Annotated in this window: 16 protein-coding genes; 14 read left to right on the forward strand and 2 right to left on the reverse strand. The window is 52.1% G+C overall.

The window, feature by feature from the left end:
• Positions 1-3 precede the first annotated feature (3 nt).
• Genes OQV00_RS12540 through OQV00_RS12600 form a run of 13 tightly spaced genes read left to right on the forward strand, consistent with a single transcriptional unit; the run spans position 4 to position 8,514 of the window.
• Positions 4-849: a type II secretion system F family protein gene (locus OQV00_RS12540; protein WP_032717494.1), complete on the forward strand. Its 846-nt coding sequence runs from the start codon at positions 4-6 to the stop codon at positions 847-849.
• Positions 837-1,787 carry a tetratricopeptide repeat protein gene (locus OQV00_RS12545; RefSeq protein ID WP_266280518.1) on the forward strand — a complete coding sequence of 317 codons (951 nt, stop codon included), beginning with the start codon at positions 837-839 and terminating at the stop codon, positions 1,785-1,787. Before OQV00_RS12540 ends, OQV00_RS12545 begins: the two co-directional genes overlap by 13 nt.
• Positions 1,788-1,846: 59 nt before the next feature.
• A complete protein-coding gene (locus tag OQV00_RS12550) occupies positions 1,847-2,140 on the forward strand; it encodes a hypothetical protein (protein WP_266280520.1) in 294 nt (97 codons plus the stop codon).
• Positions 2,141-2,175: 35 nt separating this feature from the next.
• Entirely contained in the window at positions 2,176-2,637 is a 462-nt protein-coding gene (locus OQV00_RS12555) for a hypothetical protein (RefSeq protein ID WP_032717493.1), read from the forward strand.
• A gap of 31 nt (positions 2,638-2,668) precedes the next feature.
• On the forward strand, positions 2,669-3,034 hold the full coding sequence (locus tag OQV00_RS12560) for a hypothetical protein (protein WP_004862293.1): 366 nt from the start codon (positions 2,669-2,671) through the stop codon (positions 3,032-3,034).
• Positions 3,035-3,078: 44 nt separating this feature from the next.
• A complete protein-coding gene (locus OQV00_RS12565; protein ID WP_227499829.1) occupies positions 3,079-3,639 on the forward strand; it encodes a GTP-binding protein in 561 nt (186 codons plus the stop codon).
• On the forward strand, positions 3,639-4,112 hold the full coding sequence (locus tag OQV00_RS12570; RefSeq protein ID WP_128318907.1) for a roadblock/LC7 domain-containing protein: 474 nt from the start codon (positions 3,639-3,641) through the stop codon (positions 4,110-4,112). The genes OQV00_RS12565 and OQV00_RS12570 overlap by 1 nt, the downstream gene beginning before the upstream one ends.
• The gene (locus tag OQV00_RS12575) at positions 4,105-4,500 is read left to right on the forward strand and encodes a hypothetical protein (protein WP_004862288.1); all 396 of its coding nucleotides are present in this window, start codon (positions 4,105-4,107) and stop codon (positions 4,498-4,500) included. Before OQV00_RS12570 ends, OQV00_RS12575 begins: the two co-directional genes overlap by 8 nt.
• A 55-nt stretch (positions 4,501-4,555) precedes the next feature.
• Positions 4,556-4,981, forward strand: coding sequence for an A24 family peptidase (locus OQV00_RS12580; RefSeq protein ID WP_195873967.1), 426 nt, complete (start codon positions 4,556-4,558; stop codon positions 4,979-4,981).
• A 14-nt stretch (positions 4,982-4,995) separates the two neighbouring features.
• Positions 4,996-5,496, forward strand: a complete 501-nt coding sequence (locus OQV00_RS12585) for a TadE/TadG family type IV pilus assembly protein (protein ID WP_032724239.1) — start codon at positions 4,996-4,998, stop codon at positions 5,494-5,496.
• Entirely contained in the window at positions 5,474-6,079 is a 606-nt protein-coding gene (gene tadF / locus OQV00_RS12590; protein ID WP_125041299.1) for a tight adherence pilus pseudopilin TadF, read from the forward strand. Before OQV00_RS12585 ends, tadF begins: the two co-directional genes overlap by 23 nt.
• Positions 6,080-6,108: 29 nt before the next feature.
• Complete coding sequence (locus OQV00_RS12595; protein ID WP_180862633.1) at positions 6,109-7,854, forward strand: TadE/TadG family type IV pilus assembly protein; 1,746 nt, start codon at positions 6,109-6,111, stop codon at positions 7,852-7,854.
• A 24-nt stretch (positions 7,855-7,878) separates the two neighbouring features.
• Entirely contained in the window at positions 7,879-8,514 is a 636-nt protein-coding gene (locus OQV00_RS12600; RefSeq protein ID WP_004862278.1) for a lytic transglycosylase domain-containing protein, read from the forward strand.
• Between the two features lie 72 nt (positions 8,515-8,586).
• Here the strand turns inward: OQV00_RS12600 and OQV00_RS12605 are convergent, their stop codons facing one another.
• Both OQV00_RS12605 and ydeE read right to left on the reverse strand, forming a co-directional pair.
• Positions 8,587-9,057 (reverse strand): helix-turn-helix domain-containing protein, encoded by a 471-nt coding sequence (locus tag OQV00_RS12605; RefSeq protein ID WP_048023699.1) that lies wholly within the window; start codon positions 9,055-9,057, stop codon positions 8,587-8,589.
• Positions 9,058-9,174: 117 nt separating this feature from the next.
• Complete coding sequence (ydeE, locus tag OQV00_RS12610; RefSeq protein WP_015584269.1) at positions 9,175-10,371, reverse strand: efflux MFS transporter YdeE; 1,197 nt, start codon at positions 10,369-10,371, stop codon at positions 9,175-9,177.
• A gap of 193 nt (positions 10,372-10,564) precedes the next feature.
• Here ydeE and eamA point away from each other — a divergent pair, with 193 nt between their 5' ends.
• On the forward strand, positions 10,565-11,464 hold the full coding sequence (gene eamA, locus OQV00_RS12615) for an O-acetylserine/cysteine exporter (protein WP_015584270.1): 900 nt from the start codon (positions 10,565-10,567) through the stop codon (positions 11,462-11,464).
• The last annotated feature ends 46 nt before the right edge of the window (positions 11,465-11,510 follow it).

Here is an 11,510-nt window from a genome sequence, read left to right on the forward strand (position 1 = left end):
CTTATGTTTTATATTATTGCGCTAGCTCTGCTGGTATTAGGCACTGGGGGGCTAGCCCGGATCTGGTTATTGAGGCAGCGTCGGCAGCGTATTTATCATCTGCTGGAGCAGAGTAGCAACCAGTACGCTTTTATCCCACAGGATAATACGACGCCGTTTGAGCGGATAATGAGGAAAACCAGTCGCCTGGTCTCGTGGACCGCGATGTTGGATAAAAATATTGTCGCTAAAACGTTAGTCGTATTCATCGCGACGCTACTGCTGGTATTAGTGAATGCTGCCGGGATTTATACATTTTCTCATGAAATGTTATTTCTTTGCGTAATAGCCTGCGTGGTGGTGGTGATTCTGCTACCAAATCTGGTAAAAGAAATGGTCATTAAAAAACATATGAAAAGGATTTCTGACGACCTGCCATTCGTTATCGATATGCTGGCAGTTTGCGTGCAATCCGGGATGACCATTGAAAAAGCTTTGCGTTATATCGCCGACAATACCTATGCCATTAATCCCAATATCGCCACGCTGTTCGACAGGGCGATGCTCAAAACAGAGGTCAACGGTATTAATGCTGCGCTGGAACAACTCTATGAAGAAGTTCCAGGCACGGAAGTCAGGATGCTATGTTCGACCTTACAGCAGAGTATTAAATATGGCTCATCGATATATCAGGTGTTGATCGATCTTTCTAAAGAGATGCGCGAACTGCAGCTGCTGAATACCGAAGAGAAGGTGGCCAGTCTTTCAGCAAAAATGACGTTGCCGATGATCGCCTTCATTATGTTTCCGCTGTTGGTTATCGTTGCAGGGCCGGGTTTTATAGGGATGGTGTCGGTGTGGGAAAAATAATCTCTCTTACGTCGCTTCTGGCGCTCTTCGTTTTGTGTGGGTGCCAGAGCCAAACTGGCAGCGGCAGTGAACTCGATGATAGTCAGCGTGAATATATTCTCAGTAAGGTCAATAACTATAACGGCTTGATCAAGCTCTACCGTGAAAAACTCAGCCGTAAAGAGGATAAGGATACCCGCTACCAGCTGGCGGAATACTATTATCTGGCGGAGGATTTTGACTCTTCCCGCCAGTATCTACAGCCGCTCATCGCCAACAATCCCGATGAACGGGCATTATTACTGGCAAGTAAAAACTTGATGGAGTTCGGGGATTATAGAGAAGCGCAGGCGGCGATTTCCGGTGTGCTCAGACAGAACCCCAAAAGTGGTGAGGCCTGGAATATACAGGGGATCCTGCTGGCGCAAGATGGCGATTTTCCCGGGGCGACCCGCGCGTTTAATAGCGCGAGGCAGCGCTTTGTTGATGACGATATCGTAATTAATAACCTGGCGATGCTGGCCATTATGCAAAACGATTACGCCACCGCCAGAGACTATCTTTTTTCTCTCTATGGCCGGGGGCATGCGAGCCAGAAAGTGCTGCATAACCTCGTCTACGTGCTGGTGAAGCTCCAGGACTTTAACGCTGCGGAAAGCATCCTGCAGCAGGAAAAGATGGCCGACCGTAGCGACGGGTTGATGGAAGCGCTGGCGAAAGTGAATCCGCGCCCGCGCGCGCCGTCTGCAACATTATCGGCTGCGGCTCCGGTATCGATAGCGGAAAGCGCAGCGCCCGCGGTGAAATCGGGGAGCAGGCTGGCGGCGGGCCCCTGCTGGTCAGAACGGCGGCCGCTGGACGTACCCCGGTTGCCACTCAGGATGAGCTCGCCCGGTTCCTGGATAATCAGCAGACGGCGAAGCCGGCAGGGCTACCGGAAAAAGCTTCTCTGTCATTAACCAGTAGTCTGAAAGATATCTCTGCGGTTCGCTCCGGGCGCCATCCCGGTTATTTCCGCATGATACTGGAATCGCGGCATGCGATTAATTTCCGTGAACTACCTGGTACGGATAAAAATAAGCGTATTTTTGAATTACAGAATGTCAGACTAGGGCATGCATTGCTGCGAGCGGCTGAGGATATTACCAGGGAACACCCTGATATCAATAAATTGACGTTTTATCAGCATCAGGCGGATGCTGTTTTAATTGAGTTTGAATTTACCCGTTCACTGGCAAAAGCGAAAGTGTTTCGCCTTGCTTCGGATAAGGCGCCAGGAGAGAGACTTGTGTTTGATATTTATTATGGCTGAACCGCCGGGTCTATTTTTATACGGAAATAAACATTATGAAAATTTATGAATACAACGATCTGCTGGTGCAGGTGCCGGCGGGAGTTACGCATCTGATGATCGGCGCGGATGGCGTATTACGCGGCTATCGCAGCAGGCCGGATATGTCATTGTCCCGCCCCTGGGAAACGACGGAAAGTATTATTCCTGCTGTGCTGAACTGGGAAAAATCACATGCTGAGATTGCCGCGCTGCGGGAATATTCGCCGATTGTTATTCACGAGTTTGCGTTGCCAGGAACCGAACGTTTCCGCGTCGGCGATAAATACACGCTACATGCGACTATTAATGAAGAACTCTGTTTGACCTCAGAGGTTCATGCAGTTGTCAGCTGCTATACACCGGGCATGAAGCCATGGTGCCAGATATTAAAACTGAAGGTCGAAGGGCTTTCTATCGACAATATCTTACTGGCAAATGTAAAAGAAGTTCTTCATGACTTAAAGGTCACTGATTAATTATAACAAAATGAAATCACAGGAGAAAATAATGGCTGAAATGGAAAAATTACTGGATGGACTGGTAAACCTTGATGGCGCCCTGGGGGCGGCGTTGGTCGATGCGCGTAATGGCATGCTGTTACACGGTGTGGGCTCCGCCGGTCTGGATATCGAAATTGCCGCCGCGGCCATTACTGACGTGCTGCGCGCCAATATCAAGATGCTGAAATTAATGGCGACCGGGGATGAAGTAGAAGACATCCTGATTACGCAGGGCAAACAGTACCACATACTCCGACCGGTGAGGGCTGTGGATGGGGTATTCGTGTATACCATTCTCGATCGCCGCAATGGAAATCTGGCGCTGGCCAGACGCAAAGTGACGGACGTCGAAGAGGCCATCGTCATTTTATAAGTAACCTCGCCCGCGTAACGCGGGCGGAGGACATAAGGTTCGGGATGATGAAAGACTATAAGGTGATCCTGGTAGGACGCAGCGGCTCGGGTAAGACCACGGCTATCCGTAGCGTCAGTGAAATCAACGTCGTGTCAACGGACGTGCTGGCATCGGACCGCGTCGACGCAGAGAAAGAAACCACCACCGTCGGTTTTGACTATGGCGAGTTGACTATTCCTGGCGGGCAAAACCGGATGCGGCTTTACGGTACTCCGGGGCAGGAGCGCTTCACGTTTATGCGCGATATCCTGGAACGCGGCAGCGTCGGTATTCTACTGCTGGCTGATAATCACCGTCCAGACCCGCTGGCAGAGACTCGTAGCTGGTTGCGGGCGCTGAAAACCGGCCCGTTGGCGGGAAATGCAATCGTGCTGCTGGGTATCGTTAAGTGTGATTTGTCCCCCTTACCTGATCTTGAACAATACCAGCGCTTGCTGCGGGAGGAGGGGCTAACTCTTCCCGTCGCGACGCTGGATGCACGCAGCCCGGAAAGGGTCTTATTTCTGCTGAAGGTGCTGTTTTGCCAGCTTGAGCGTGCCAGAAATGAAGAGGTTTATTCCTGATGACAAGCATACTTCCGTTTGCGATTGAAGATGCCGGTACCCTGTCTACTGAACTCAGCCAGCAGATTCAGCAACTGCTGCTGGAGTTTGCCCAGAATTATCCTGTGATGGGGGAGCTGCTGGTGGCGACCGCCGATGGTTATGAGGTTGCGGCCGTTCTCAAAGAAGAGGACCCTGGGCGTTTACATAAAATCGCGGCGATGACCAGCTCTCTGCTGGGGATTGGCGCTGCGATGCTAAATGAAATCGCGGCCGGAGAGCAGAAAGCCATCACCGTCGAGGGCGAGAGGGACAATATCCTGCTCTGGCAGGTCGCTACGCAGCGTTTTTCGTTATGTCTGACCGTCGTGGCTTCCGCACAGGAGCCCCTCGGGCAACTGTTCTGGCTGCTGCGCCAGTTGGCGGCGGCCATTGCTGAGATCTGCCATGCGCAGCCGGATCTGCCGCCGCTACAGGAATATCATTATGAATGATCCGTTAACGATGTCCTTTGCCGTCAGATTATGCTCGGCAGACATGAGCTGTGGTTTTATTTCCGTATCGCCGGTCCTGGATAACAGATCGGAGTTAATTCAGCAGCGTCTGAAGTGGTATCACCAATGGCTACATTCGCTGTGTAGTCATTTGCAGAAAGAGATACCGATCCCGGAAGATATTTTCTCGCTTCTGCTGCTGCAGGCCGTTGAATTAACGGCCGCCGATATGCTTAGCGATGCCATTGCGCTGGCGCCGGTGCTTTACGATCGCGACAGCAGAATCATCGAGAGTGTGACCAGCTATTATTCCTGGCTCCAGGCATATACGATGCCAGCCCCTGAAAATAATGAACTGACGCAACCAGAGAATCTCTCACCTGAATAAAAATGGTTCTTTTTAATATCGAATTTTTATGATGCATGGAGAATAAGGGATTATTGTGAGTATCGCATGGCTATTGACTGCCGGTATTAGTGGAGTTCTTATCTATATTTGCTATGTGGATATACTCTGGCGGCGGATACCTAACCGCGCCACGCTGCTGATACTGCTGCTCTCCTGTCTCGCAGGATTTACGCATATGCCTTATCCGGCGTTCATTCTCCCCGGCATACTGCTGGCGCTGGGATTTATCGCCGCGATGGCGAAGTTGATGGGCGCCGGGGATATTAAGCTGGTGTGTGCGCTGGCGGTGGCGTTGTCAGTACCGGAGACCGGCAATTTTTTGCTGCTGACGGCCATCGCGGGTATTCCCGTCGCCATTGTCAGCCTGCTCTATTTTTATTTCTTCGCCCGCGAGGAACGCGCGACGGTGCCATATGCGCTGGCCATCAGCTGCGGGTACTGGCTACAGCTGTGGGTATAACCATTGGTGAATGTATGTTTAAAAAGGTAAAAAACGGTCTGCGTCATTATTTAAGCGCTGAACATGGCGTTGCTGCTATGGAATTTTCCATGGTGTTTATTCCTTTTATTATTTCGATACTTTTTATTGCCGAGATGTGCCGGGTGGTCTTTATTTCCTCGGCGCTCGATCTGATTATCGCCGAGTCGGGGCATATAGCGGCGATCACCAGAGCGCCAGACAATTATCAGCAATATTTCAACGCCGAAATCAATAAACGCATGGCCGACTGGCCGCTCATCTCCCGTGAAATACATGTCGAACTTTCGGTTAGCTGGTGTGACAGTATTTCCGCGGTGATTAACCACACTTGCACCACTATGGATGCGCGTAATAAACCGTTGGCATTTTATAAAGTGACCACTGATTATCAGCCACTATTTTTTTTCTTTCCATCGCAAAGCGTCATCCGTGAACTGAGTCGCAGGATTTTACTGGTACAGGAATTTCAGCGTGAGGCAGAAAATGATGAATAACCCGATGGGCGAGATAAAACGCTCTCTATGCGATGAACGAGGGTCAGTCACGATTGAGGCCGGCCTGTACTTCGTTGTCTTTTTTGTGCTGTGCGCGCTGCTGGTGGATTTCAGCGCCGTTTTTCTGAATAAAAGCTACCTCGCGCGAGTAACTTATTCGTTGGCCAGCGTGGTGCGAGAAAGATCCGTCTTCTATGGCGAAAAAGAGGAGCTAAGCCAGCAGGACGTCAGCGATCTCTACGAACTGGCCGGTGTTTTACTGGAGGAGAGTCGGCTGGCAGGCAGCCGCTATCAGCTGGTGGTGGAGGCCGCCTTTTTTCAGTCCAGCGGCAGCAAAGCGCAAAGACACCTGCTTAATACCCAGTCCATCGCCCGGGGTTCCGGGGACTGCCATAGCCGACCTGGCATAACCAGTTCGCAAATTGCGGATCTGTCGCCGTGGGATACGAAAGGGCGCTGGCTACCGGTTTATCAGGTGACGATGTGCTTGCCGGGTGGCGAGAGCTTGTTTAAACGCACCCTGAATAGCGTCGGAATAGAGATCGGCGATATTGCCATCAGCAATGCGGTGATCCCGCGTTAATACCGTTCCTTATGGGCGAGGTGAAAATTATGCGAAGCCGATTTTTGCGGTTTATCGTTCGTCTTTTGCGTCAGGAATATGGCGCGATAACCGTCATGTTTGCCATTATGTTTCCGCTGTTAATGATGTTCTATTCGGTGGCATATGATGGCGCTAATCTACAAAGCAGTCGCGCCAGGCTGGCAGATGGCCTCAATCAGGGCGTGCTGGCGGTGGCGATGATCGATAACCGCAATACCACTGCCGCGGATGAGGCGGAGAATATTACGCTGTTACATCACTACCTTTCCTACTATGTGCCGGATGCGAGGATCGCGAAAAGCGATCTGGCCGTTTCGGTCGATGTGAACTACAGCACAACGAAAACAGGTAAACTTGACTCCGTGGACTATACCGCCAGCGGAAAGGCCAGCATGCGGCCGCTCATTGGCGCGCAGCAAGAGGTCGGTTTTGACTCTGCAGTAGATATTCGCGCCGACAGCGGCGCGGGAGTGGTCAGACGTACAATCGAAGAGATAAAATACCCGACGGACTATGCTCTTGTGCTGGATTTTTCAGGTTCGATGCTAAAATCGTCATCAGAGCCAGGCCTGACCAGGATCGAGTTGTTACGTAAAGTCGTCACGGAGTTTATTGGCGAGGTTTTAAATGATGATTCTGTGACTAATACCGTAGGAATTATTCCATTTACTGCAGGTGTATCAGTTATTCTTCCCGGAGAAAATGTTGCTGGAGGAAATAATTTTGGTTGTTCATATGTTGGTAAGTTCCAGAAAAAATATGCGAAGGTAGATCTGGACTTTTGGTATAATAAAATACGCTTTAATACCTCTTTAGCAACTCCGACAGAAATAACTCAGTCCTATCAGTACGATCAGTTATTATATAACTGGTATAATAATGTTGTACGTCCAGCAACAGGATACAGCATCAATGATATGATTAATAAAGGCTGGTGTGTGAAAAATGCGCAATTTGGTTCTGCGGTTGGTAAAGCACAATATAGCTGCGATGCCGATCCTCGGGCTAGCCTGTTTAAGAATTACCCGGAGTTTCAGGAAGGCCGTGTGGCAGCACATGAACTTATGTACTACGCTTACTCTCAGCGCACGATATTTAATACAGTAACGATGGATTTCCCCGGCTTAGTTACGGGTGATTATATGTTTACCGATGCCTCCATTACCACTTTCAAATACATGGTTAATAATATTAATGATAGACCATTTTTATATGACTGCTATTCGACCTTTGGTGCTATTAACGCTACCACTGCAAGCAATATGCTGAGGAGTAAGACGGCTAAACCAGCCTCTTATCTTATTGAGTTAACTCATGACCGTCAAATAATCGATAAATTCAGAGAGATGAATGTCACTGATGGCACAACCTATGTCACTTCAGGATTACTGCGCGCGCTTCCCGTTATCGCCAAAGGAAATAACCCAAGAAAAGCAATAATTATCATATCAGATGGTATTGATATTGATGGCGGCGCTTTGAGCAAAAAATTATTTGATCAGTATAGTTTGTGTAGCCGCATCAGAGAGGGGTTACTGCGCTATCCTGAGGGAACGCCTACGCAACTGGCGGATATTTTCTTTATTTTTACGGTCAATAGTTCAGAAACGACCAACGCTCTCGACCTCTGGCGCAATTACTGCGCAGGAGACAACGTGTTCCTTGCCACCAACTACCAGGACATTATTAACGTCCTGACGGGGATTGCTAAAAAATCCTCGGTGAAATTTATCAATAAAAATGAGCCGGAATAACCACCCGCGCGACAGGAGGTCAGAGTGTTGGATTTGGCTGTTTTGGCTAATCAGTGCGCGCCAGAGGTCGCTCCCCAGGTGCTGGAACGTTTAATGAAAGTGGAGTCGTCGTTTAATCCATACGCCATTGGCGTGGTAGGCGGACGGCTGGCGCGTCAGCCACGCCACAAGGAAGAGGCTATCGCCACCGCGCAATATCTGGAACAGGCAGGCTGGAATTTTTCGCTGGGGCTGGGCCAGGTGAACCGGCACAACCTCGACAAATACGGACTGGATTATGAGACCGTCTTCGATCCTTGTCATAACGCCCGCGCCGCTGCGGGTATTTTTAATGAATGCTTGCGGCGCGCTTCGGTCAAGTTTTCACCGCAACAGGCGGAGCTGGCGGCTTTTTCCTGCTACTACAGCGGCAACTTCCGCCGTGGGTTTCTCCCTGAAGGTCAGGCGCAGACCAGCTACGTAGATCGGATCATGGCAGTAAAACCGACGCTGACAGTCGGCAATATTGCTCCCATTGCGGTAATTCCGGATGGTAAATCTCGCCCATCGGCAAAAGCCTCCGTCGCAAAAGAAAACCGGCAAACGCCACCCGGAGCGAAGCTATCCCAGATCGCTGGCGCGTCATCACCCAGAGGCGTGAAATCTCTGCGAGGTGACTAGCCGGGGCCCGCCTGCAATCTGTAGACCCGCTCAGCGTCCAGGCAAGCGGGGAATGGTTGCAAGGTAAAATAGCTATTTGCGCAGCAGTCGCTGCAGCCGCGTCTGACGCCAGCTGCGGATCCATCCGCCGAAAACAAACAATCGCATGCCTCTCACCAGCAGCAACGCCCCCCAGATCCCGGCGACCCAGGCAGACCAGTTGTTCTCCGGGTTGGTAAACCGGTTAAGTAAAACCAGCAACACGCATACCACCACGGCGGTCGACAGTGAGCGGAAAAAGCGGCTTTCCTGATGCACGCGCGCTTTTGCCTCTTCGATGCGTAAATCGAGAGACTCTTCGTGCCCCGCCGGGGAGTCACCGGTGATATCGGCAACGTTAACTTCAAAGACGGCGGCAAGGGCGCTCAGCGTTTCCAGCCCTGGGCGGTCGCCGTTTTCAATGCGCTGAATTGTCCGCACGCTGAGGCCGGCAAGTTCTGCCAGCTGCTCCTGGGACCAGGCGCGCTGTAGACGTAATTGTTTAACCTGATTAGTGCTGTTCATCATGTCTATCTCCGGGTGAAAACCTGAGATGGAGTGTGGCGCCGGGCTCTGTCGGGCACCACGATCCGCAGCCGACAGTTGCACGACATTAACCCGACAGCCGCATGACGCCTGGGGTTACGCGCTGACGGCCGAACAGCCATTCTGCCACGGGCGAATTTTCATTCCGCGGAAGATCATCAGCCAGGCAACGATAATAGCGAGCATCAGCACCACAAACAGCGACCAGTGCGGCATATGGGTCAGGATAGATCCGGTAATCATCGGGTTGAAGGCGGCGCCCAGCCAGCCCAGCGACTGGGCGGAAAAGTAGCTTGCCTTCATGCCGGCGGGGGCGATGTTATCAATCAGCATATACTCACCGGGCGCGTAAATGACCTCGCCAAGCGTAAACACGGCGGCAGAGAGCCCCCATAGCAGCAGGCTGCTGTCGGAAACAATAAATCCCCCCAGACCGAGGACGAAACAGAACGTACCAAAGGTCATGAGCGGACGAATATTCCTGGCGCTCAGGCGACGGCCGACGGCGTACTGCAGCGCAACCACCACGGCGGCGTTGACCGGGAGTACCACCGCCACCACCTTTTCGGCAAAATCGCTATCGGCGACCACCAGCACATACTGCGAAATACAGGAGGCGAATGAACCGCCGACGAACGAGGCCAGCAGGCCGGACAGCGTAAACCACATCAGCGCGCGGTCGCGCAGCAACACGGAAGGCGACCATTGGGTGGCATTATCCTGGGCAATGGTCGCCGAGGAGCGCTGAACGAAGAGCTGAATACCAACCAGCGGCAATGCGGCGCAGGCCGCCGCCAGCCAAAATGGCAGGTTGATACTGTGCATCACCAGCAGCGTGCCGATGGGCGGGCCGACGGTCCAGCCAATGTTGAGAAAGGTATAGTTGAGGGAGAAGATCCGCGCTTTCTTTTCCGGCGACAGAACATCGGCAAACCACGCCTTCAGCACGGTGGAGAAGACGGAGTAGGCGCAGTTGATCAGAGCAAAGAAAAACACCACCAGGCTTACGCTATTGACCAGCGGAATCGCGATAAAGCCGCAGATAAAGGCCAGCACGGCGATAAGCATATAGCGCTTTTTATCAAACTTATCGGCCAGAATGCCAAACCCCATGCTAAAGACGACGCCGACGGTGAGGGCGATGGAGAGCGCATAGCCAATTTTATCCACCTCAAGCTGGTACTGGCGGGTGAGGAAAATGGTCATAAAGGGCAGCGTTGCACCACGGCCGATAGTCAGCAGCAGCGAGGACGCCAGCAGCGCGATGGTGGAGCGCCTGATGGTCGGTATCATGTTGTTTGCCTGATGAAATGTTTTTTTTATGTGGTACCGCTCAGAAATACCATGCTCTCAGGACCTTGTATAGCGCAACCCGGTGTCATCATGTGCTTTGGTACCCTGCTAAAAATAATGATCTATCCGGCGGGCGCTTTTTTGGGTACTTTGATTTTGTTCACAAAAATTCATATAACAACAGAGGCAGGGTATGACACGTAAAGACGGGCTGCTGGCGCTGCTGGTGGTAGTGGTGTGGGGGCTGAATTTTGTGGTGATTAAGGTCGGACTCCACAATATGCCGCCGCTGATGCTGGCGGGACTGCGTTTCTTACTGGTGGCCTTTCCGGCGCTGTTGTTTGTTGCCCGTCCCAAAATTCCGCTGCGCCTGCTGCTCGGCTACGGCCTGACCATCAGCTTTGGTCAGTTCGCCTTTTTATTCTGCGCAATTAATCTTGGGATGCCCGCTGGCCTGGCCTCTTTGGTGCTGCAGGCGCAGGCGTTCTTCACCATTATTCTTGGCGCTTTTGCCTTCGGTGAACGCCTGCAGGGAAAACAGCTGGCCGGGATTGCGCTGGCTATTTTTGGCATCCTGGTGCTGGTGGAAGCCAGCCTCGGCGGCCAGCATGTTCCGGTCGTCGGATTTATGCTGACTCTGGCGGCGGCGTTGAGCTGGGCGTGCGGTAATATCTTTAATAAGAAGATCATGTCCCGCGCCGAGAAACCGCAGATTATGTCCCTGGTGGTGTGGAGCGCGCTGATTCCAGTGCTGCCGTTTATGCTGGCGTCATGGGCGATCGATGGCCCGCAGACGATGGTGGCGAGCCTGATTCATATTGATATGCTGACCGTGCTCTCGCTGCTTTATCTGGCGTTTATTGCCACGATTGTGGGCTACGGCATCTGGGGCTCGCTGCTTGGGCGCTATGAAACCTGGCGCGTGGCGCCGCTGTCGTTGCTGGTGCCGGTCGTGGGGATGGCCAGCGCCGCGCTGTTGCTCGGTGAAACGCTGAACGGCTTGCAGCTGCTGGGGGCCGTTTTGATTATGGCCGGGCTGTATATCAACGTTTTCGGCCTGCGGACCTGGCGGACGGGCGTGGTCCCAAGATAAGTAAAGGCCATATATCTGGACAGGGATGTTTTTTGCATGACGGCGC

This window comes from Klebsiella sp. DY2415, from assembly GCF_026314315.1.
Taxonomy (GTDB): Bacteria; Pseudomonadota; Gammaproteobacteria; order Enterobacterales; family Enterobacteriaceae; genus Klebsiella; species Klebsiella ornithinolytica.